20 protein-coding genes are annotated in these 21,089 nt (G+C 59.0%); 9 read left to right on the top strand and 11 right to left on the bottom strand.

Annotated features, from left to right (window positions below; translation table 11 throughout):
• The 3 genes from QN377_RS16290 to rfbB all read right to left on the bottom strand — a co-directional run.
• The coding region (locus QN377_RS16290) for a cache domain-containing protein (RefSeq protein WP_323567643.1) at positions 1–763 on the bottom strand (763 nt) is incomplete at its 3' end.
• Positions 764–909: 146 nt separating this feature from the next.
• A complete protein-coding gene (rfbD, locus tag QN377_RS16285) occupies positions 910–1,782 on the bottom strand; it encodes a dTDP-4-dehydrorhamnose reductase (RefSeq protein WP_095001084.1) in 873 nt (290 codons plus the stop codon).
• Positions 1,783–1,799: 17 nt separating this feature from the next.
• Positions 1,800–2,882, bottom strand: coding sequence for a dTDP-glucose 4,6-dehydratase (rfbB, locus tag QN377_RS16280; protein WP_095000743.1), 1,083 nt, complete (start codon positions 2,880–2,882; stop codon positions 1,800–1,802).
• A 284-nt stretch (positions 2,883–3,166) separates the two neighbouring features.
• Here rfbB and aguA point away from each other — a divergent pair, with 284 nt between their 5' ends.
• Positions 3,167–4,273, top strand: a complete 1,107-nt coding sequence (gene aguA, locus QN377_RS16275) for an agmatine deiminase (protein WP_095000744.1) — start codon at positions 3,167–3,169, stop codon at positions 4,271–4,273.
• A 105-nt stretch (positions 4,274–4,378) separates the two neighbouring features.
• Here the strand turns inward: aguA and QN377_RS16270 are convergent, their stop codons facing one another.
• On the bottom strand, positions 4,379–6,457 hold the full coding sequence (locus tag QN377_RS16270) for a TonB-dependent receptor (RefSeq protein ID WP_095017780.1): 2,079 nt from the start codon (positions 6,455–6,457) through the stop codon (positions 4,379–4,381).
• Between the two features lie 257 nt (positions 6,458–6,714).
• On the opposite strand from QN377_RS16270, the gene QN377_RS16265 reads away from it, so the two are divergent.
• The 4 genes from QN377_RS16265 (at position 6,715) to QN377_RS16250 (ending at position 9,827) form a co-directional block, all read left to right on the top strand.
• On the top strand, positions 6,715–7,410 hold the full coding sequence (locus QN377_RS16265) for a DsbA family protein (RefSeq protein ID WP_095000746.1): 696 nt from the start codon (positions 6,715–6,717) through the stop codon (positions 7,408–7,410).
• A gap of 250 nt (positions 7,411–7,660) precedes the next feature.
• Positions 7,661–8,944: an OprD family porin gene (locus QN377_RS16260; RefSeq protein WP_095000747.1), complete on the top strand. Its 1,284-nt coding sequence runs from the start codon at positions 7,661–7,663 to the stop codon at positions 8,942–8,944.
• A 216-nt stretch (positions 8,945–9,160) separates the two neighbouring features.
• Positions 9,161–9,526: a type II toxin-antitoxin system RelE/ParE family toxin gene (locus QN377_RS16255; protein WP_095017779.1), complete on the top strand. Its 366-nt coding sequence runs from the start codon at positions 9,161–9,163 to the stop codon at positions 9,524–9,526.
• Positions 9,519–9,827 (top strand): XRE family transcriptional regulator, encoded by a 309-nt coding sequence (locus QN377_RS16250; RefSeq protein ID WP_095017778.1) that lies wholly within the window; start codon positions 9,519–9,521, stop codon positions 9,825–9,827. The genes QN377_RS16255 and QN377_RS16250 overlap by 8 nt, the downstream gene beginning before the upstream one ends.
• A gap of 6 nt (positions 9,828–9,833) precedes the next feature.
• Here QN377_RS16250 and QN377_RS16245 read toward each other — a convergent pair whose 3' ends face one another.
• Genes QN377_RS16245 through QN377_RS16230 form a run of 4 tightly spaced genes read right to left on the bottom strand, consistent with a single transcriptional unit; the run spans position 9,834 to position 14,199 of the window.
• On the bottom strand, positions 9,834–10,157 hold the full coding sequence (locus QN377_RS16245; protein WP_095000750.1) for a DUF3325 domain-containing protein: 324 nt from the start codon (positions 10,155–10,157) through the stop codon (positions 9,834–9,836).
• Complete coding sequence (locus QN377_RS16240; RefSeq protein WP_322213955.1) at positions 10,154–11,764, bottom strand: PepSY-associated TM helix domain-containing protein; 1,611 nt, start codon at positions 11,762–11,764, stop codon at positions 10,154–10,156. The genes QN377_RS16245 and QN377_RS16240 overlap by 4 nt, the downstream gene beginning before the upstream one ends.
• Complete coding sequence (locus QN377_RS16235) at positions 11,761–12,063, bottom strand: hypothetical protein (RefSeq protein ID WP_095000752.1); 303 nt, start codon at positions 12,061–12,063, stop codon at positions 11,761–11,763. The genes QN377_RS16240 and QN377_RS16235 overlap by 4 nt, the downstream gene beginning before the upstream one ends.
• A gap of 33 nt (positions 12,064–12,096) precedes the next feature.
• Positions 12,097–14,199: a TonB-dependent receptor domain-containing protein gene (locus tag QN377_RS16230; RefSeq protein ID WP_095017776.1), complete on the bottom strand. Its 2,103-nt coding sequence runs from the start codon at positions 14,197–14,199 to the stop codon at positions 12,097–12,099.
• Between the two features lie 177 nt (positions 14,200–14,376).
• Here QN377_RS16230 and QN377_RS16225 point away from each other — a divergent pair, with 177 nt between their 5' ends.
• Positions 14,377–15,069: a response regulator transcription factor gene (locus tag QN377_RS16225; protein ID WP_095000754.1), complete on the top strand. Its 693-nt coding sequence runs from the start codon at positions 14,377–14,379 to the stop codon at positions 15,067–15,069.
• Positions 15,066–16,409: a sensor histidine kinase gene (locus tag QN377_RS16220; protein WP_095017775.1), complete on the top strand. Its 1,344-nt coding sequence runs from the start codon at positions 15,066–15,068 to the stop codon at positions 16,407–16,409. Before QN377_RS16225 ends, QN377_RS16220 begins: the two co-directional genes overlap by 4 nt.
• On the opposite strand, the gene dsdC is transcribed toward QN377_RS16220, so the two are convergent.
• The 3 genes from dsdC to QN377_RS16205 form a co-directional block, all read right to left on the bottom strand.
• On the bottom strand, positions 16,351–17,310 hold the full coding sequence (gene dsdC / locus QN377_RS16215; RefSeq protein WP_095000756.1) for a DNA-binding transcriptional regulator DsdC: 960 nt from the start codon (positions 17,308–17,310) through the stop codon (positions 16,351–16,353). The two genes, QN377_RS16220 and dsdC, sit on opposite strands and share 59 nt — an antisense overlap.
• Positions 17,311–17,393: 83 nt before the next feature.
• Positions 17,394–18,740 (bottom strand): D-serine ammonia-lyase, encoded by a 1,347-nt coding sequence (gene dsdA, locus QN377_RS16210; protein ID WP_095017774.1) that lies wholly within the window; start codon positions 18,738–18,740, stop codon positions 17,394–17,396.
• Positions 18,741–18,782: 42 nt separating this feature from the next.
• Positions 18,783–20,123: a gluconate:H+ symporter gene (locus tag QN377_RS16205; protein ID WP_095017773.1), complete on the bottom strand. Its 1,341-nt coding sequence runs from the start codon at positions 20,121–20,123 to the stop codon at positions 18,783–18,785.
• 233 nt (positions 20,124–20,356) lie between these two features.
• Here QN377_RS16205 and QN377_RS16200 point away from each other — a divergent pair, with 233 nt between their 5' ends.
• Together QN377_RS16200 and QN377_RS16195 are read left to right on the top strand one after the other, a co-directional pair.
• Positions 20,357–20,536, top strand: a complete 180-nt coding sequence (locus tag QN377_RS16200; RefSeq protein WP_095001085.1) for a type II toxin-antitoxin system HicA family toxin — start codon at positions 20,357–20,359, stop codon at positions 20,534–20,536.
• Between the two features lie 40 nt (positions 20,537–20,576).
• A complete protein-coding gene (locus tag QN377_RS16195) occupies positions 20,577–20,984 on the top strand; it encodes a type II toxin-antitoxin system HicB family antitoxin (protein ID WP_095000759.1) in 408 nt (135 codons plus the stop codon).
• Positions 20,985–21,089: the final 105 nt, after the last annotated feature.

Below are 21,089 nucleotides of genomic sequence, written 5' to 3'. Positions count from 1 at the left end.
CCCCCCCCCCCCCCCCCCCCCCCCCCCCCATTTTTTTTTTAAACCCACACCCCCCAAACCCAGATGTGTATAAGAGACAGTCCTCAGACAGATCACGGGTGGACCTGAAGCGCCATTCAGGGCGCGAAGTGAGAATGACCACCCCATTGCTGTCGGTCAGCAACAGTTGTTCCGGTGTTTTGCCCCAGAGTCGCTCGGTGTGGTCGAGGTCGACCTTGACCACCAGTACGCCAAGCTTTTGGTTGTCTACCTCAACCGGTGCGGCAAAGTAGTAGCCGCGTTTTCCGGAGGTCGTGCCCTGGCCGAAAAAGCGCCCGAGCTTGCCTTGCATCGCTTCGCTGAAATAGGGGCGGAAGGCAAAGTTACGTCCGATAAAACTATCGCTTTTATTCCAGTTCGACGTCGCAATAGTGTCACCATGAGCATCCACCAGGTACATGACTTCAGCGCCGGTCTGGCTGGTGATTTCACTGAGCAACTGATTGGCTTTACTCAGGGCTTGCGGGCTTTCTGGGTCAGCCAGCAGCTCGCGCAGGTCAGGCAACTGGCCCAGAATCTGCGGCAGCACCTCATAGCGATGCAGCGTGCCCAGCAGGTTGGCCACGTACAGGTCGAGCGTCTGGCGGTTTTGCCCGGCCAGTTCGCTGCGGTAATAGCGCTCGGCCAGGTGTTGCAGCGGCCACAGCAAAGGCGCCAGGCACAGCGCCAATAAGGCCAGGCTACGCCAGCGGGGTCTGCGAGGAACTGAGGAAGAGGTGATCATCGTTGAGCTGCGCTGCAAGAATACGTTGCAGTATACCCAACGAACCCTGTGGGAGCGGGCTTGCTCGCGATGCAAACGGCGCGGTTTGTCAGGCAGACCGCAGTGATGTCATCGCGAGCAAGCCCGCTCCCACAAGGGGATTGGCGTTAGCGTGGTTGCTCGGCCACGCAATCGCTCAGCGCGGCGGTCCATTCGGGTTGGGTGACTTGCCATTCGCGGGCCAGCTTGCTGCAATCCAGGCGCGAGTTTTGCGGCCGTGCTGCGGGTGTCGGGTAGGCGCTGGCAGGAATGGGTTCCAGCGTCGCGCAGGCCTTGCCCTGGGCGCTCAGGTGCGCGGCGATGGCCTGGGTAAAGCCAAACCACGAAGTTTCACCCTGAGCAGTCAGGTGGTAGGTGCCCCATGCCCCGGTTTCACCGGCTTGCCAGCGCTCGATCAATGCCCGCGTGCTTCGGGCTATGGTGCCGGCCCAGGTCGGTGCGCCGATCTGGTCAGCCACTACGCGTAATTCCGGGCGTTCTTGCAGCAAGCGCTGCATGGTCAGCAGGAAGTTTTTACCATGGGTCGAGTACACCCAACTGGTGCGCAGGATCAAGTGTCGGGCACCGCTCGCCGCGATGGCCAGTTCTCCCGCCAGCTTGCTTTTGCCGTATACGCCGAGCGGGTTGGTGGCGTCGTCTTCGGTGTAGGGCGCAGGTTTGCTGCCATCAAACACGTAGTCGGTGGAGTAGTGAATCAAGGGGATGCCCAGGGCCGCCGCTTCTTCAGCAAACACACCCGGTGCGGTGGCGTTGATGGCAAAGGCCAGTTCCGGCTCGCTTTCAGCCTGATCCACGGCAGTGTGAGCTGCGGCAATGATAATCAAGTCCGGCTTGTGCGCCCGCACCTGGGCACGGATTTGCTCGGGCTGGCTCAGATCGAGTACATCGCGGCCCAGCACAATCAGGTTGCCCAGACCGGCAAGGTGCTTTTGCAACTCAACGGCAACCTGGCCGGTTTTGCCGCTGATAAGGATGTTCAACGGGGTTTTAAGGTCAGTCACGCGATCAGGTCCCTGGGCTCGGTGAAGCCCAGGCGCTGGCCCTGATAGCTGCCGTCTTGCACGCGCTGGCACCACTCCAGATGGTCCAGGTACCACTGCACGGTTTTGCGCAGGCCGGTTGCGAAAGTTTCTTCGGGCACCCAGCCCAGCTCGCGTTCAATTTTGCCGGCGTCGATCGCGTAGCGCTGGTCGTGGCCCGGGCGGTCCTGGACGAAGGTGATCAGGTCGGCAAACTGCGCGACGCCCGCCGGACGCTCGGGCGCCAGTTCTTCGAGCAGGGCGCAGATGCTGCGCACCACGTCGATGTTCTTTTGCTCGTTATGCCCGCCGATGTTGTAGGTCTCGCCTACGACACCTTCGGTCACGACTTTCAGCAGGGCGCGGGCGTGATCCTCGACGAACAGCCAGTCACGCACTTGCAGGCCATTGCCATACACCGGCAGCGGCTTGCCGGCGAGGGCGTTGAGGATCACCAGCGGGATCAGTTTTTCCGGGAAGTGGAACGGCCCGTAGTTGTTCGAGCAGTTGGTCAGCAACACCGGCAAACCGTAGGTACGGTTCCAGGCGCGGACCAGATGGTCGGACGCCGCCTTGCTGGCCGAGTACGGCGAGCTTGGCGCGTAGGGGGTAGTCTCGGTGAACAGATCGTCGACGCCGTGCAGGTCGCCATACACTTCGTCGGTGGAAATATGGTGGAAGCGAAATGCGCTTTTTTCCGGCTCAGGCAAGGTCAACCAGTAAGCGCGGGTGGCTTCCAGCAGGCTGTAGGTACCGACGATATTGGTCTGGATAAAGTCCGACGGGCCATCGATGGAGCGGTCAACGTGGGACTCGGCCGCCAGGTGCATGATCGCCTGCGGCTGGAAACGCGCAATGATCGCGCTGACCGCTGCCTGATCGACGATATCGGCCTGCACGAATTCGTAGCGGGTATCGGTGGCAATGCTTTGCAGCGATTCCAGGTTACCGGCGTAGGTCAGCTTGTCGAGGTTGAGCACTTCATGCCCGGTATTTTTGATCAGATGACGGATCAACGCTGAACCAATAAAACCGGCGCCGCCGGTGACTAAAATGCGCATGTGGTGATCCCTTATTCCCCGAAGGCACTTAAACGTATGAGGTATAGCTTGTGGGGATGCGGCGGGGGGTGCAAGTGGGAGCTGTCGGGAAAATAGCGGTAGGGATAAAGATGCAGATTAATATCTGTTTATTCACGGTTTAAATACGCGTTAAAACTTATAAAGTGTTTTTTTTGCCGATATTTATCGGCTATAAGTGTGCTCGCCGTTGACGCAAAGCTGAGCTGCGTCCACTGTCCTGTTTGTTTCGCACTCAAAACCCAAGACGTTTTCCAGGAGTCCAGATGACCACTTTGCACAGTTCGCCGCGCGCTGACGGCTTTTACATGCCTGCCGAATGGGCTGCGCAGACCCAGACGTGGATGATCTGGCCTGAACGTCCGGACAACTGGCGCCTGGGCGGCAAGCCGGCCCAGGCGGCACACGCGGCTGTGGCCAAGGCCATTGCGCGTTTTGAACCGGTGACCGTCGGGGTGTCGGCAGCCCAGTACGAAAACGCCCGCGCTCAGCTCGATGTGCCGAATATTCGTGTGGTCGAAATATCCAGCGACGATGCCTGGGTACGCGACAGCGGTCCGACCTTCGTGATCAACCGCAGTGGCGAAGTGCGCGGCGTAAACTGGGATTTCAACGCTTGGGGCGGCTTCGACGGTGGTTTGTACTTCCCGTGGAACCGTGACCAGCAAGTGGGCAGCAAGGTACTGGAAATCGAACGTTGCCCGCGTTACTACACCGAAGGTTTTGTGCTTGAAGGCGGCTCAATCCACGTCGATGGTGAAGGCACGCTGATCACCACGGCCGAATGCCTGATGAACCGCAACCGCAACCCGCATCTGTCACGCGAAGAAATCGAAGACGTGCTGCGCTCGCATCTGGCTGTGGACAAGATCATCTGGCTGCCGGACGGCCTGTTCAACGACGAAACCGACGGCCATGTGGATAACTTCTGCTGCTACGTTGCTCCGGGTGAGGTATTGCTGGCCTGGACTGACGACGAGCGTGACCCTAACTACGTGCGCTGCCATGCGGCGATGAAGGTGTTGGCGACCAGCACTGACGCCAAGGGGCGGCCGTTTGTGGTGCACAAAATGCCGATCCCGGGGCCGATGTATGCGACCCAGGAAGAGTGTGACGGTGTTGATAAAGTGGCTGGAAGCCAGGACCGTAATCCGACTGAGCGTCTGGCCGGTTCCTATGTGAACTTTCTGATCGTCAACGGTGGCATCATCGCACCGAGCTTTAATGACCCTATGGATGCGCAGGCAAAAGACATCCTGCAGAAAATTTTCCCGCAGCACGAAGTGGTGATGGTGCCGGGTCGTGAGTTGCTGCTGGGTGGTGGCAATATCCATTGCCTGACCCAGCAGCAGCCTGCGCCGTACAAAATCTGAGGGATGTGGGAGCGGGCTTGCCCGCGATAAATGCGCTGCGGTCTCTCTGACATACCGCAGTGATTCAATCGCGAGCAAGCCCGCTCCCACAGGGTCAGTACTTATTCAGAACTTGTACGTCCCCGTCATCACCAGGCTGCGCGGCTCGCCCGGCATGATCTGCGCGGCGCTGGTGGCCGACGCATAGTAGTAACGGTCGGTCAGGTTGGTCAGCGCACCGCTCACATCCCAGTCTTTTTCGCGATACCCCGCCAACGCATCCCAGCGCCCGTAGCCCGGCAATACCACGGTGTTCTGGTTATCGGCATAACGCTGGCCCACCAGGGTCAGGCCCGTTTCGGCGTACCAGCCCATCTCCGGCTTCCAGGTAATAAACAGGCTGCCATTGTGCTTGGCCACGCCATTGATGCGTTTGCCCTCAAGCCCGTTGTTGTCCTTGACCACCGTTGCATCCTGCACACCCACGCCGCCGCGCATGTACCAGTTGCCGCCCAGCTTGCCGCTGGCGGTCAGTTCGATGCCGCGTGAGCGTTGCAGGCCGGAGAGCAGGGTGATGGTCGGGTCGTCCGGGTCCTTGGTGCGGCGGTTGTAGAGTTCCAGCTCATACACCGCCAGGGTGGTGCTCAGACGCTCGTCCAGCCAGTCGCTTTTGACGCCGATTTCCTTTTGCTTGGTCAGCTCCGGACTCAGGTCGTTGGTGTTGCCTGCAGCACCGGGGGTGATGCCGATCAGGCCGCCGCCCACCGGTGAGAAGGTCTTGGTCCACGAGGCGTAGAACGAGTGGTTTTGCAGCGGCGTCCAGACCACGCCAAGTCGCGGGCTGGTGCTGTGGCTTTGGCGTTCTTCGGTCGGGATCAAGGGCCTGAGATGGTTGGTGGTCTCGACGTTAAAGCGGTCGTAACGCAAGCCGGCCAGTACCTGCCATTGATCGTTGAGGCGAAGCTGGTCCTGGACATACAGGCCCTGGCTCTCGACTTCGGTGTGGTTGTCGCTGGAAATTACCATCGGCCCGGTCGGGCGCAGGCTACGATCGGGGTTGTACACATCTACTGGCGGTACGCCCCCGGCTTTGTAGAGTTTGGGGTCGCGGCGCTGGCTGCCGAGTTCCAGCCCGGTCAGCAGGCGGTGCTCCAGGCCAAAGGTGTCAAAGCCGCCTTCGATTTCGAGGTTGTTGAAAATATTGCGGGTGGTCATGTCCTGCTGCCAGCTCTGGCGGTTGACCTTGTTGATTTTCGGGTCGTAGCCGGTCAGGTAGGTGTTTTCGAACTGGCTGTCGAGCTTGAACACGCCCAGGGTATGGCGCAGTTGCCAGTTGTCGCTCAGTTCATAGCTCAGGCGCGAGCGCAGGTTCTGGACTTTATCGTCGATAAAATCGTTTTGCCCGCCGTAGGTGGTGCCACGGCTGACATCCGCCGGGCGCCCGTCGATGCTCGGAATGCCGCGATCCGGGGTACGGTTGTAGCGGTTGTATTCGTATTGCACCAGCCAGTTCAGGTCGGGGGTAATTTGCCAGCTTATCGATGGCGCGAACAGCTGACGGTTACCGCTGACGTGATCGCGAAAGCTGTTTTTGTCTTCGTTGCCCATGTTCAGGCGCAGGCTCACGGTGTCACTCGGGTCAGCGCTAAGGTCGGCATACAGGCTGCGCAAATCCTCGCTGCCGCCCTGGGCCTGAATGCTCGACTGGCGGCCGGACTGGGGCATCTTGCTGACGCGGTTGATGATCCCGCCCTGGCTGCCACGGCCATACAGCACGGCCGCCGGGCCCTTGAGCACTTCAATACGTTCGATATTGTGCAGGTCGCGTACGTATTGGCTGTCGTCGCGAATACCGTCCAGATAAAAGTCGTTGCTGGCGTCAAAGCCGCGGATGCGCAGGCTGTCAAAACGGGTGTCGGCAGTGCTGCTGACGTTGGGAATCCCGCTCAGGGCTTCGCCGATGCTGTTGATGCCGTAATCGAGGACGTTGCTGGTTTTTACCGAGTCGATGGCTTGCGGCACATAACGCGCCGGAGTCGAGGTGCGAGTCGCGGTGGTGACATCCTTGACCCGTGGGTCATCGGCCTCAGCTTCGCTGGCGCTGATCGACAGCTCCGGGAGCACAGTGGTGGCGTTACTGAATCCGGCGTACAGCAAGGCACACAGCCCCAGATTCAAGGGTGTTAAACGGCAGGGGGAGAGCATGGTTGAGGGGTGTCCGGGCGGTTGAGAGGGTCGTTATATTTTTAGGGCGTGAATGGTAATGGTTCTTGTTGCCTTATGTTAAGAATTACCAATAACGTGCCCTGCAAATATGTTTCTGTTTGTTTCTCTGCCCTGCAGCCCTTACAGCACCTGATTCGCCCGGTTCGCGCAACACACTAAAAGGCATACCGATGTTTTTCCCCTGGCCCTGCAAGACTAGGCTGGCGTTCTGTTTTAGTGATGACCCGGAGCCCTACATGACCGCTACACCTGTCCTGCATTACATCTACGACCCCCTGTGCGGCTGGTGCTATGGCGCCAAGCCGCTGATCGACGCCGCGCGCGATATTTTGCCGGTCGTGGCCCACGGTGGCGGGATGATGGCAGGCGCACATCGCCGAGCTGTGTCGGCGCAACTGCGCGATTACGTGATGCCCCATGACCAGCGCATTGCCCAATGCACCGGGCAACCATTTGGCGAGGGGTACTTCGAAGGCTTGCTGCGCGACACCACGGCAGTATTCGATTCGGCGCCGCCGACCACCGCCGTGCTGGTTGCCGAACAATTGGCCGGGCGCGGCCTGGAGCTGTTGGGGCGCCTGCAAACGGCGCATTACGCAGAAGGGCGGCGGATTGCCGATAAAGACGTATTGCTGGCAGTGGCGACCGAAATGGGCCTGGATGTCGATGCATTCCGCGCCGCTTACGCTGCGATGAGCGGCGATGTAACGCAGGCCCACTTCAAGGCCAGCCGGGCATTGTTGTCCCGGGTTGCTGGGCAGGGCTTTCCGACTGTTGTACTGGAGCAGTCCGGCCAGTATCAGGTGATCGACCTTGGGGAGTATTTGGGCAAGCCTGAAGCTTTTGCTGCCTGGTTGCGCCAGTGCGCTGGCGTCACCGGTACAGACACAATCGTTTCAGCGCCAGCCTGTGGCCTGGATGGTTGTCAGTAACAATTTCTGACACTTCGGTCAAAGCTTTGAAAAGCCTTGGCAATTAACAAATTTTTCACGAAATTGACACCTCGCCTTCACGGCAGCTAGGATCCCTGCCAACGCCTGTGGCGATAAGCCATACACCAACTTTTCGAAAGACCTGCACACAGTCTTCGTGCGGGTCTTTTTGTTTATGTGAAGCAACCACCACTCAATGTTTCAGCTTGAACCCCACAGCGCGCTTCTATTCAGAAATAAGGAAAATAATATGTTGAACAAACGGATAGGTCTTCTCGCTCTGGGCGTACTCAGTGCTACCCAGGCTATGGCTAACGATCAAGCTGACGCAAAAGGTTTTGTAGAAGACAGCCACCTCAATGTACTGGCGCGCAACGCCTACATCAGCCGTGACTACAAAAACCACCAACAAGACAAAGCTGAATGGGGCCAGGGTTTCCTCGGCACATTCACTTCGGGCTTCACCCAGGGCACCGTAGGTGTGGGTGTGGATGCTTTCGGCATCTACGCACTGCGTCTGGATGGCGGTCGCGGCAACAGCGGCGCGGGCGGTATCGATTTCTTCAAGCAGGGCGCCAGCGGTAAAGCGGCTGACGACATCGCCAAGGCTGGCGCTGCGGTGAAGGTTCGCGTGTCCAACACTGTGCTCAAGTACGGCGATCAAATGCCTGCGCTGCCGGTGTTGATGTATGACAATTCGCGTCTGATGCCGGAAAGCTTCACCGGTACCCTGTTGACCTCCAAGGAGATCAACGGTCTGGAAATCAACGTCGGTCGTTTCACTGCAGAGTCGCGTAAAAGTGCTGAAGCACGCGACAGCGGTGACTTGAAAAGCATCAACGTGTTCGGCGGTAGCTACAAGTTCACCGACAACCTGTCGGCGTCCCTGTACGGCTCCGAGATGGAAGACGAGCTGAACAAGCAATACGTGGGCGTAACCTACGCAATCCCGCTGCAAGACAAACAGTCCCTGACGTTTGACTTCAACGGCTACCGTACTCACGTAAAAGAAGACTACGCCCGTGACGTGCTGAAGGTTGATGGCCAGGACAACAAGATCTGGAGCCTGGCAAGCACCTACGCTTTCGGCGCGCACACGGTGACCCTGGCGTACCAGAGCAGCACCGGCGAAATCGGCTACCCGTACGGCGGCTATCGCAACGCAGGCGGCGTGGGCGACGGTGGCAACACCATCCTGCTGGCCAACTCCTACTGGTCCGACTTCAATGCCAAGGACGAACGTTCGTGGCAGCTGGGTTATGGCTTCGACTTCGGTGCCGTTGGTATTCCGGGTCTGACCTACAACATCGCCTACGTGCGCGGCACCAACATCGACGACGGTTCCGACCGTGGTCGTGGTACCGAGCGCGAAATCTTCAACCAGGCCAAGTACGTCGTACAAAGCGGCCCGGTCAAAGACCTGAGCGTGCGTCTGCGTGGCTCGTGGTTGCGCGTATCGAACAACGCCAGCGAGTACAACGTGGGCGGCAACGAAGTACGTGTATTTGTTGATTACCCGATCAGCATTTTCTGATGCTACCGACCTGTTGAACAGGTTGGACATCTGAATAAAAACGCCCCGACTGGTTCGGGGCGTTTTTTTTTGGCCGCGATTAACCGCGGCGTGAGGAACGCATCCGGATGAAACCATCACTCACACTTGGGTTGGACCGAGAACTAGTTGGCCATTATCTGAAGTGTTTAAGATTATTCCCTTGAGATTATATTCCTTTGGTGGAATATTTTGAGCATGACATGGAACGTTGAGTACACCGACGAATTTGGCCTATGGTGGGAAACGCTCAGTGAAAAGGAACAGGTCAGCGTGGCGGCCAGTGTCAAATTGCTAGAGCTGCTCGGTCCGGCCCTGCGCTTCCCCCATTGCAGCGATATCAATGGGGCACGCTACGGTAACCTTCGCGAACTACGCGTGCAGCATGGAGGTCGCCCCTACCGGGTGCTTTATGCCTTTGACCCACGCCGCTGCGCCTTGCTGTTGACGGGCGGCGACAAGACCGGTCACGACCGATGGTATGAAGAGAATGTCCCTTTGGCGGAAATTCTCTACGAAGTCCATTTGCAGACACTGATTGAAGAGGGCCAGGAAAATGGCTAAAAAATTTGCCGAACTTGAAGCGCGCATGTCCCCAGAGGCGCGTGAGCAAACCCAGGCTTTATACCATCAGCATTTGCAGGAAATGCCTTTGCACGAGTTGCGCAAAGCTCAGGCGCTGAGCCAGGAGACACTGGCCAAAGCGCTGAATATCAACCAGGCGGCAGTTTCCAAAATGGAGCGGCGCACTGATATGTATATCAGTACGTTGCGTAATTACATTCAAGCCATGGGTGGCGAGCTGGAAATCATCGCGACTTTCCCGGATGGTCAGGTAAAAATAGAAAACTTCGCGCACAAATAACGCGTTCTAAAATACCCAAACCGCCAATGCCATTGAAGGCCCTGCAACGGCCAGCGGCACGATCAGGCGCGGCCGGTATGTCAGCAATATCACCAGCCCGCCAGCCGCAACGCTGAGCACTGCCGCCCACAAGGCGATACCCACTGACGGGCCCAGTTCGATAACGCCGGGGATCACCGCGCCAACCAGCAGCAGCCAGCCCAGCAGGCGCAATAGCTGGCGCTTGAACGGGCTGCCTTTGTCTGCAAACACCTGCCCATGATGGCGCTCGGTACTCAGGCTGAGTGCGCTGAAACCACTGAAGCTCAACGCCAGGCATATCCAGATCATGCTGCCCTCTCTTGTCGGGTGTTGACCGTACGCGGTTGGCGCTGTGGCCTTTGCAGCGGTTGATGGCGGTTGAGTTTCCAGGCCGCGTAGCCAAGCAGCGCTGCACTGGCGAGCAAGGTCAGGTCCATGCCCGCCAGCAACCATTGGCCCTGTGCAAGGCTGGCCAGCAGATGGCTGTGTGCAAGGCCGAAACTGAACAGCGGCAAGGCTGCAAATAACCCTGCAGCTACCCAGAGCTGTTCAAGCCAGGCTCGTTTGTGGCTGCGCAGCAGTGGATGAACCAGGCACAGCAACCAGATGATAAAGAAGCTGCGAATTTCCCAGGCGCTGCGCTGGGTCATGTCCACGGGTAATAACCGATTAGCCCAAAAATAGGCGGCAATGGCCAGCGGCAGACCCGCAACAGTGCCGACATTGAGCACCTCGACCAGACGATGGCCGATGGGGGTGCGCCCCAGTTTCTGCCGTTCCGGCAGGCGTTTGACCACCCATAGCACCAGCCCGGTGGCAATCATCGCCGTACCCACGACCCCGCTGATAAAGAAGAACCAGCGCAGCGGAGCACCGGCAAAGCGGATCAGGTGCAGGCTGGAAAACACGTTATAGATTGCGTTGGGCGTGCTGATCGCAGGGGCGGGTGGGCTGTTCAACAAAGCACCACTCACACCGTCAAAACGCAGCCGTTCGCTGTTGCCCCGGTCGATCAGGCTGTCGCCACCGCGTTCACGCAGCTCGATGACGGCATCCGATGTGCCGGGCCGGGTCACGCTGATGCTGCTGACTCCTCGGGGCCAGCGCTGCTCGGCCTGGGCCAGCAGGGGGGCAACGTCCGTCAGTGGCACCTGCTCGCCCAATGGCTGATCACCTGCACCCATTGCTGGCGCAGTACGGGCACCGCGTCCGCCGCTTTCGTTGAAGAACTTTTGGGTATCACCGCGATAGGCGCTTTCAACGCCCCAGGGCATCAACATAAACATCAGCAGCAACAAACCGCTGTAGGTGATCATCAAGTGAAACGGCAGGGCCAGCACTGCAGTGGCATTGTGCGCGTCCAGCCATGAGCGTTGTCCCTTGCGTGGACGAAAAGTGAAGAACTCCTTAAAGATTTTTTTGTGGGCGATCACCCCGCTGACAATCGCCACCAGCATCACCATGGTCGCAATACCGACGATCCAGCGCGCCAGCACTCGCGGCATGCCGTACAGCTCAAAGTGAAAACGACAAAGAAAACCGCCGCCACGGGTTTCCCGCGGGGTCACCGGTTCGGCCGTGCCCGCATCCAGGGCCACGCTTTGGCCGCCCCTTTTGACGACCGGCTGGCCGATGTCGAACCACTGTGCCTGCGCCCCGGCATTGCGTTCGCCGGGCAGGGTGAGGGTCCATTGTGCAGCGTTGGGCGCCAGGCTTTGCATGGCTTGCGCAAGGCGCTGCGCGGTCTGGTTGTCGGGCACAGAGGCGTGCAGTTCAGGTTTCATCCAGAACGTGATTTCTTCCTGAAAAAAACTCAGGGTACCGGTCAGGAACACGGCATACAGCAACCAGCCGAGTAACAGCCCGACCCATGTGTGCAGCCAGGCGTTGGCCTGACGAAAACCGAGGGCCTTCATGGCATGACTTCCCGCAGCAGCAGGTGGAGGGCCGGCGGCACACAGCAAGCCAAGGCAACAAGCCAGGCCCGGATTGCAGATGCGGCGCTAAATGCCCAGATTGCCATCGCGCAATACAGCGCAAAGGCCAGCATGGTGGCGCTCAGCACTGCCTGCGCCCGAGGCCCGGGCAGCAACAGACTGAGGCTCGCCGCCGCCAAGGCGGCAAACAGGTAACTGCCAAAAATGGCCAGTACGGTGCGTGCGGCAATGGCCAGACGGTAGGCCGTCTGCGGCGCAGGATTAAGGGCATCGCTCATATGAATACCTTGGGCGCGCAGCCCGGTTCAGGGTCAGAACGTATAGTTGGCTTTGACCCAAAAGCGTCGGCCGTCTTCGGCATAGGAATAATCGGAGTCCACATCCTGCTCCCTGACCTGATTGGTCAGGTTATAGCCGACCAGGCTCAAGGACAGATCCTGGGTAGCTTGCCAGGTGGCGCCCACATCCACGGTAGTGATGGCTTGCTCGCTTTGTGACACGGCGCCGCCCTGACCCCAGGCAATGCTGGTTTCTTCACCGCGATAGCTGACGGTGGCGAAGCTGGAAACCGAGTCGATGATTTGCCAGTCCAGCGTCGCGCTGCCAGAGTGCTTGGGCGTGGCTACCAGAGGCTGGCCCTCGGCCAGTGGGTAGCCAAAGCCTAGAATGGTTGCCTCGCCGCTCGACACTTTGGAGTGCAGGTAGGTGTACTCGCCCTTGAGCTGCACCCGGTCGTTGAAGCGATAACGGGCAGCGGTCTCGATGCCGCGCACCGTGGCACCGGTGATATTGAAATAGGTGCTGTAGATGCGCCCGGTGATCGGGTCTGCGGGTACCGGGCTGCCGTCCGGGTAGTACAGCTGGCGGGTGCCGGTGTTGGCGATCTTGTTTTCGTAGTCGGTGTCGAACAGCGTGACATTACCGCTGAATTTTCCACCGGCGTCGTAGTAAAGGCCGATTTCGCGGTTTTCGCTTTCTTCCGGTTTCAAATCCGGGTTGCCCCAGGTGTAAGCACCACCGCGTTGCGGCAGGCCGATATTGGGGTTGGTCTGGGTGATGGTCGGCGACTTGAAGCCCTTGGCCACGCCGCCTTTTAGCGTCCAGTCCGGATTGAGGCGCCATACGCCGTAAAAGCGTGGTGTCCAATGGCGACCGAAGAACTCGTTGTCGTCCATGCGAATACCGGTGGTCAGGCTGAAGCTGTCAGTCATGCTCCATTCGTTCTCGGCGAACAGCGATTTTTCTGTCATCGAAGTGCCAATCCCAGCACCCTGCGGGCTGGCGTAATAACCGTCTGCCTCCAGCTCGTCTTTTTTCCACTGGGCGCCGGCAACAAAGACGTTGCGGTCAAACGGCAGGCTGATTTTGCTTTCGAATACCGAGTTGGTGACTTCAGGCGTGACGCTCTGATTGCCGGCCTGGACATCGCTGGCGCGGGTCGCTTCTTCGCGATACAGGCTGATATCGGTAGTACCGAAATCCCAGTTGCCGGTGTGGGCCAAAACATAAGTATCGCGGGTGTACTGGTTGTTGTTTTTCGCGGCTGTAGGCGCCAGGCTTTTGCCCGGGTTGTTCCAGAACTCCTGCTCGGTGCGGCCGGCTTCGAGCATGAACTCCTGTTGCTCATCAGGGGTCAGCCACAGGCGTGCGGTGCCGCTGTGGCGGGTCGATTTGGAGAAGCCGTTGAGGATTTTGTCCTCGTCGCGTTGCTTGTCGTAGCCCCAGAGCTGAATGCCGAGACTGTCTTCGACCAGCGGACCGGACACGTACCCGTCCAGTTGCGTGCTGTCACCTGCTTTGGAGCTGTCCTGGAAGGTGTGGTCCGCGGATACCGACCCTGACCATTGCCGCGCCACTTTGCGAGTGATGACGTTGATCACCCCGCCCAGTGCTTCGGAGCCGTAGAGCGTGGACATCGGGCCGCGCACCACCTCAATACGATCAATCGCTTCGACGGGCGGTATCCAGTTCATGCCCAGGCCTTCGGAGGTGCCGCCCTTGAGCGTGACCTGGCTGGTGTTCTGGCGACGACCGTCAATCAGGATCAGGACGTGGCTGGACTCCATGCCGCGAATGGAAATCTCGCCCTTGTCACCGCCGATGATGCTCACGCCTTCAACATTGCGTACCGCATCGGCGAGCGAGCGGAACTGCTTGTTTTCCAGCTCTTCGCGGGTGATGACCGAGATACTGGCGGGGGCATCGCGCACGTCCTGGCTGAAGCCCGAAGCTGTAACCACCGTTGAGCCGACCTCCAGTGGCGCGGCATTGGCCGTTGCCCCGGAAGGTTGTTCTTCTTCATCGGCGCAAACTGCCGTCAGGGGCAGGCCAAGGCTGACCAGTGCGGTAAAAATAGCCAGAGGCTTGCGGGCAAAAGGAGAGGGGGCAACGGTGCTGCGGCGGTGGCAGTTCATAAACAGCGTTCCTGGGATTCTTGCTATTGCGCAAATGAAAATAATAAGCTGTCTCAGTTGCGTTTCTTGTTTGCGAATGTTGCCAGCTCAACCTGACCGGAACCTGACGAGCCCCTGTTGATTTCCCCCTGCGCCGTTTTTTATCGTCGTGGCTGACCTTTTTGTGGATTGAAGTAAATGAAAGTGCTGGTTGTTGAGGATCACCGGGCACTGCGCGGTTTGCTGATCGAGCATCTGGTGCAGGCCGGATTTGCCGTGGATGGCGCCGAAGATGGGCGCACGGCCCAGGCTTTGCTGGAAGTCGGCAGCTATGACGCGATGATCCTGGATCTTGGCTTGCCGGACATGGACGGCATGTCACTGCTGGCCATGCGTCAGCACAGCGCCAATGCCGATTTGCCGTGCATCATCCTGACTGCGCGGGATGCCCTGCAAAGCCGGGTCAACGGGCTGAATGCAGGCGCGGACGACTACATTCTCAAACCCTTCGACATGCAGGAACTGGAGGCGCGATTGCGCGCAGTCTTGCGTCGCCCCGGCAGTCGTGTGAGTACCCTGTTGCGTTGCAACAACCTGGCATTCGAACCTGAAACCCGGCACTTGAGCGTTGATGGCAACACCCGGATAACGGTGCTGGCCCGGCGCGAAGCCATGTTGCTGGAAGAAATGCTGCGCATTGCACCGCGTATCGTGATCAAGGAGCAACTCGAAGAGCGGCTTTATGCTTTCAATGAGCCGGTGACCCTCAACGCCATCGAAGCGCTGGTCTCGCGGTTGCGCCGCAAGCTCAGTGAGGCGGGCGCCCATAGCCGCATCGAAACGGTTCGCGGCTTGGGTTATCGCCTGCTCAGCGTCGATAACCGGGCATGATTAAACGCAGCCTGCGCTGGCGCCTGCTGACCGCGTTGCTGATGGTCTTTGCTCTGGGTTTCGGCAACCTGGCGATTTACCTGTACGGCACCCGCGACGAATTGCGCCGGGGGGTAATGACTATTGAAGCGCAGGTGATTGCCGATGGTTTTCGGGTGGACAGCGACCCTGCCAGCCTGCCGCGCCAGTATGCCGGTGGCGAACTGTCTTATTCGTTGTATTCGGCCGATGGTCGATTGTTGTGGAAGTCCGAAAACCTCAAACATCCCCGTCGGCTCAAGCAGCCAGGTGCGGACCCGGGCTGGATGCGCTGGAGCGCTTTCAGCGGGCGGGTGGTCAGCGTGCCCGTGGAGTTGCCCGACGGTGCCATATTGATGGTGGCCAAGCAGGATAATCTTGAGCGCGAAGTGATTGGCAACCTGCTGGCGGCCCGCTTGCGCCAGAGCCTGGTGATGATGGTACCCATCGGTTTGCTGTCATTGGGCCTGATCCTTTTATTGCTGCACTGGACCTTGCGTCCGGTGCGGGTGGCGGCCAAGTTGGCGCGCAGTATCGGGCCGGCAAACCCAGAACAACGTATCCCGCTGGACAACCTGCCGAGTGAAATCCAGCCCCTGGCGGCTGCGGCCAATACGGCGCTTGATCGTTTGGCTGCGGCCTACACTGCCGAACGGCGTTTCGTGGCCGACGCAGCCCATGAACTGCGCACGCCGTTGACCGTGCTGGATTTGCGCTTGCAAGCAGCCCGGCGCACAGGGCAGGTCGAGTGGCCTGCGCTGGACATGGAAATGCGCCAGATGCGCCGTTTGGTGACTCAGCTACTCGAACTGGCGCGTCAGGAAGGCGAGGCCGCCCAAGGCCATAACGGGCAGCAGCGCACCCATCTCTCGCGTCTCACTCGCGAAGTCTGTGCCGCGCTGTTACCGCTCTTTGAGGCCAGTGGTCGGGTAATCGAGGTGGATATCACCGCAGGTTGCGAATGCCGGGGCAATCCCGATCAGTTGCGTGAAGCCTTGGGCAACCTGCTGGAAAACGCGCTGGTCCACGGCATGGGCACTGTTCAGGTGACCCTGCGCAGGGTTGTCGGGCACTTGCAGCTGGAGGTCAGCGACCAGGGGCAGGGTATTGCGCCAGAGGAGCGCGAAGCCATGTTCCTGCGCTTTCGCAAGGGCCGGCAAAGCAGCGAAGGTACCGGGTTGGGGCTGGCGATTGTGCGTCAGATCGTGCAAAACGCAGGTGGTCATGTAGCGTTCGTACAGGCGCCAAACACCACCATCAGGGTCAGTTTGGCCGTTGCTCAATCGTCTGTTCCTGAGCGCACATGTGCAGCCAGTTCATAAACACCTGCAAGCGCTTGGGCACCACATTGAGCGGTGGGTGCACCAGATAATAATCATAGTGACCGTACTGCCTGAAACCGCCAAAAGGCAGCACCAGTTCACCGCGATCAACACGTTTTTGCACCAGTTGCTGGCGCCCGATGGCGATCCCCGCGTGGCTCATAGCGGCCGTGACGCACAGGTCCGAACGGTCGAAGGTCAGGGTACGTTTGGGCAGTGCCGCGAGCAGGTTGTGTTGTTCGGCCCACAGGGTCCACTCGGCATCATAGGCGGCATGGTCCCAGGCCAGGGAGTCGTGCAGGGTGGTGCAGTTGCTCAGGTTTTGCGGGTTTTCGTGCAGACGGTGACGCTGCGCATATTCCGGGCTGCACACCGGCGCCATGCATTCGCGCATCAGCCGCTGGCTGGTGAGGCCGGGGAATTCGCCGTTGGCGTAGTACAAGGCCAGATCTATTTTGCGTGTGCGAAAGTCGACATTGTCATTGCCCACCCGCAGGTCCAGTGAGACCAGCGGATAACGCTCGATAAAGTCGGCCAGCCGGGGCACCAGCCAGCATTGGGCCACCGATGGCCTGGCATAGAGCGCAATGGCTCCGGCAATTTCTGGCTGTGACGAGCGTTCAAGGGCTTCGGACAATTCCCCCATCGCACTTTGCAGTATTTCGAAAATTCGCTCGCCTTCGTCAGTCAGGCTGACCTGGCGGGTAAGGCGCTGGAACAGCTTCATATTCAACGCCGTTTCCAGCCGGCTGATGCGGTGGCTTACGGCGCTGGCGGTCAGGCAAAGTTCCTGCGCAGCGCGGGCAAAACTCAGGTGTCGGGCGGCCACCAGAAAGGTATGAAGGTTGGCGAACTGGCTGCTGTTGAGCCGTGAGCTGATGCGGGGAGGAAGATTAAGCACGGTAGTTTGCCCTCAAGCCAAAGGCCGACTTCTTGCAGAATGTGGCAATGAGTCCATCTTGCCACATCCGCTTTACGCCTGAGTCAGCCCAGTAACTCACGACCCTTGGCCAGATAGGCGTCCATCTCGGCCGCAGGCACCATATTTCCTCCTGTTGCCCACACCAGATGGGTGGCGTTGGCCATGGCCTGCGGGCTCAGGCCAGTGCGGGCCAGATAGCCTTGCTGCTCGCCCAGTACCCGGGCAATACCTGGCACACCTGCCAGTGCGGAAGGCTCAAGGCGCAAGCCTTCACTGCGTTCCATCAGGGCCAGCAGGCTGTACATTTCCTCGTCGCTGACGGTGTAGAAGCCGTCGAGCATGCGCTGCATGGCCTTGCCGACAAAGCCGGAAGCGCGGCCCACGGCGAGGCCGTCTGCGGCGGTGACGTTATCGATGCCGAAATCCTGCACGCTGACTTCGTCGTGCATCCCGGTGTACACACCCAGCAGCATGCAGGGCGAGTGGGTCGGTTCGGCGAAGATGCAATGCACTGCATCACCAAAGGCCAGCTTGAGGCCGAAAGCCACGCCGCCGGGAGCGCCCCCCACACCGCAGGGCAGGTACACAAACAGGGGATGCTGGGCATCCACGGTGATTTGCGCCGCCGCGAACTGCTGTTTCAAACGCTCGCCGGCCACTGCGTAGCCGAGGAACAGATTGACCGAGTTTTCATCGTCGACAAAATGGCAACTCGGGTCGGACTCAGCCTGCTGGCGACCCTGGGCCACGGCCACGCTGTAATCACTTTCGTATTCGACCACCGTCACGCCATGGGAGCGCAGTTTGTCTTTCTTCCATTGCCGGGCATCGGCCGACATATGCACGGTCACTTGAAAGCCCAGCGCAGCACCCATGATGCCGATCGACATACCGAGATTGCCGGTGGAGCCGACGGCGATTTTGTACTGGCCAAAAAAGGCCCGGGCCTTGTCGCTGTGCAGCAGCGCGTAGTCGTCGTCGAGCTTAATCAGGCCACCGGCCAGGGCCAGGTCTTCGGCATGCTTGAGCACTTCATAGATCCCGCCGCGGGCCTTGATCGAGCCGGAGATGGGCAGATGGCTGTCGCGCTTGAGCCACAGCGCGCCATTGAGGCTTTGCCCGTAACGCTCGCCGAGCAACGGCTGCAAATGCGTCAGGGGCAGAATGTCCGACTCGATAATGCCAGCACTGCCCTCTGTCTCAGGGAAGGCAACCCGCAGGTAGGCAGCAAACCGCTCAAGGCGTGCGCTGGCATCGGCCACGTCGGCACTGGTCAGGCCTGTATCGCCAAGCGCCTGCGCCACCGGTGCCACCCCGGGGTTGAACCAGGTGGTTTCTTGCAACGCGACCAGTTCGCGGATCAGCGGGAAGCTGGCGCACCAGTTTTCAAGTGTTCTGCCCAAAATCATGGCGGGGTCCTTTAAACGATAAGTCTGAATATACGGTTTGAATCAAACAAAGCGCGACAGCAGCAGGGTCAGCCCCAGCGCGATCGATGAAGCCAGTACGGTGGCGGTGGTAAAGGTTTTCAGGGCGTCGGTCAGGGATACACCCAGGTACTCCTTGACCACCCAGAAGGCCGAATCCGTGACGTGGGTCCAGCCCATGGCTCCGGCACCGATGGCGATGCAGATGATCTCCTTGCTCACGGCCGGGTGAGCTCCCAGCATAGGCAATACCATGCCTGCGGCGCTGATCATGGCCACTGTTGCCGAGCCGACCGCGAAGTGCATCAAACCGGCCACCAGCCAGGCCAGCACGATGGGGTTCATATTCAATTGGGTCAACGAGGCGGACAGCGCGCTACCCACGCCACTGTCGATCAGAATGCCATTGAATGCCCCACCGGCACCGATGATCAGCAGGATACTGGCCAGCGGCGGAAAACTTTTTTGCGTGTAAGCCAGCAGGTCGGCCATGGTCAAACCGCGGCGCAAGCCCAGTGCCCAATAAGCGAATACCACGGCAATCGACAGTGCGATCAGCGGGGTGCCCATAAACGAAATCACGCTGAATGCGGTGGATTCATGGGGCAGGCCGGCAGCGAAACTTTTACCGACCATCAGCAGCAACGGCAGGGCGATGGTCAGCAGGGTGACGCCTAGGCCTGGCAGGTCGCGGGTTTTGCTGTCATCGCAATGCTCGTTCAAAAAAGCTTCCTGAGTGGCTGGTGCTTCGGTCTTGCACACCAGTTTGACCCACAGCGGCCCGGCAATCATGGCGGTCGGCAGCGCGACAATCAGACCGTACATGATTACTTTGCCGACATCGGCGCCCAGCATCCCGGTGATCGCCATCGCAGCAGGGTGTGGCGGCAACATGCAATGCACCGCCATCAGCGACACCGCCAGAGGTACGCCCAAGTACAGCAGGTTGATGCGAGTCTCTTTGGCCACTACATAAATCAGCGGAATCAGAAGCACGAACCCCACCTCGAAAAACACCGGGATGCCTGCGATAAATCCGACGAGCATCATCGCCCACGAAGCGCGGTCCTTGCCCAGGGTGTTCAACAGCGTCTGAGCGATGCGCTCCGCACCGCCGGACTCCTCCAGCATCTTGCCCAGAATCCCGCCCAGGCCAATGATCGTGGCCAGAAACCCGAGGGTTCCGCCGACACCGGCTTCATACGACGAAGCAATTTTTACCAACGGCATGCCTGACCCGATTCCCACCACAAAGCTCGCAGCGGTCAAGGCCAGAAAGGCATGAACGCGGACTTTGACGATAAGGAAAATGATCAGCGCGATGGCGCAAAACAACACCAGCAAAAGAGTGGGACCGCTGTGCATGGGAGGTGCTCCGGGAAGCGCTTTTATTGTTGAAATAAGTGATCGTCGTCACTTTGCTTCCGGCAATTAGAGGTTACATCTCCGTAGGCTGACAAAGGATGGTTTTTCACGGTACAGATGATGTGGGGTCATCTGTCAGGAGGTATCCATGCGCAAAGACTACCGGAGCCATGATTGGGGATGACATTTTATGAATGCGGTGGTTATAGTAACCACTATTGGGGATGACGAATTTGAATAGCCGACAGCTGATAACCGCAATAGAAGCTGACGGTTGGTATCTGGTACGGAGCAAGGGAAGTCATCACCACTTCAAGCACCCGACGAAGCCGGGGCTGGTAACGATTCCTCATCCGAAGAAAGATTTACTGACCAAAACGATCAACAGTATTTTGAAGCAAGCTCAGCTTTGACTAGCAGGCTGCTTTAACCCGCCCTGTGGAGGTTTTGAACATGCTTTACCCAATAGCGATTCGCCCTGGCGATGAACAACATGCCTGGGGTGTAGACGTGCCGGATATCCCTGGGTGCTTCTCTGCGGGGGAGGATCTTGACGACGCGATGGCCATGGCACGCGAAGCCATTGAAGGGCATCTGGAGATTTTGGCAGAGGATTGCGCCAGAATTCCTGTTGCAACCCCTGTAAGCGCTCATGTTTCCAACCCCGAGTATGAGGGCTGCATCTGGGCATTGGTCGATATCGATATCACCAGATACCTCGGAAAGGCGGAAAAGCTGAATATCACCTTGCCCGCAATCTTGCTGAATCGGATCGATGATTATGTGAAACATCATCCTGAGCAAAAGAGCCGTTCAGGATTTCTGGCTTCGGCAGCATTAAAGGTTCTGCAACAAGCGTAGGCCGGAGTAAAGGCCACCTCGCGAAGCCCCAAAATCGTGGGGCTACCCTGCTTGCGAAGCTCTGCAGGCCTTCGCGAGCGGGCTCACTCCCACAATTGGATATGC

It is taken from the genome of Pseudomonas sp. CCC4.1 (genome assembly GCF_035019225.1).
Taxonomy (GTDB): domain Bacteria; phylum Pseudomonadota; class Gammaproteobacteria; order Pseudomonadales; family Pseudomonadaceae; genus Aquipseudomonas; species Aquipseudomonas bubulae.
This window is presented reverse-complemented; position numbering and strand designations above follow the sequence as displayed.

Coding starts and splice junctions, on each gene's coding strand:
- rfbB (WP_095000743.1), bottom strand. CDS start 2,882: ATGCGCATTTTAGTCACCGGCGGCGCCGGTTTTATTGGTTCAGCGTTG.
- aguA (WP_095000744.1), top strand. CDS start 3,167: ATGACCACTTTGCACAGTTCGCCGCGCGCTGACGGCTTTTACATGCCT.
- QN377_RS16270 (WP_095017780.1), bottom strand. CDS start 6,457: ATGCTCTCCCCCTGCCGTTTAACACCCTTGAATCTGGGGCTGTGTGCC.
- QN377_RS16265 (WP_095000746.1), top strand. CDS start 6,715: ATGACCGCTACACCTGTCCTGCATTACATCTACGACCCCCTGTGCGGC.
- QN377_RS16260 (WP_095000747.1), top strand. CDS start 7,661: ATGTTGAACAAACGGATAGGTCTTCTCGCTCTGGGCGTACTCAGTGCT.
- QN377_RS16255 (WP_095017779.1), top strand. CDS start 9,161: ATGACATGGAACGTTGAGTACACCGACGAATTTGGCCTATGGTGGGAA.
- QN377_RS16250 (WP_095017778.1), top strand. CDS start 9,519: ATGGCTAAAAAATTTGCCGAACTTGAAGCGCGCATGTCCCCAGAGGCG.
- QN377_RS16245 (WP_095000750.1), bottom strand. CDS start 10,157: ATGATCTGGATATGCCTGGCGTTGAGCTTCAGTGGTTTCAGCGCACTC.
- QN377_RS16240 (WP_322213955.1), bottom strand. CDS start 11,764: ATGAAGGCCCTCGGTTTTCGTCAGGCCAACGCCTGGCTGCACACATGG.
- QN377_RS16235 (WP_095000752.1), bottom strand. CDS start 12,063: ATGAGCGATGCCCTTAATCCTGCGCCGCAGACGGCCTACCGTCTGGCC.
- QN377_RS16230 (WP_095017776.1), bottom strand. CDS start 14,199: ATGAACTGCCACCGCCGCAGCACCGTTGCCCCCTCTCCTTTTGCCCGC.
- QN377_RS16225 (WP_095000754.1), top strand. CDS start 14,377: ATGAAAGTGCTGGTTGTTGAGGATCACCGGGCACTGCGCGGTTTGCTG.
- QN377_RS16220 (WP_095017775.1), top strand. CDS start 15,066: ATGATTAAACGCAGCCTGCGCTGGCGCCTGCTGACCGCGTTGCTGATG.
- dsdA (WP_095017774.1), bottom strand. CDS start 18,740: ATGATTTTGGGCAGAACACTTGAAAACTGGTGCGCCAGCTTCCCGCTG.
- QN377_RS16205 (WP_095017773.1), bottom strand. CDS start 20,123: ATGCACAGCGGTCCCACTCTTTTGCTGGTGTTGTTTTGCGCCATCGCG.
- QN377_RS16195 (WP_095000759.1), top strand. CDS start 20,577: ATGCTTTACCCAATAGCGATTCGCCCTGGCGATGAACAACATGCCTGG.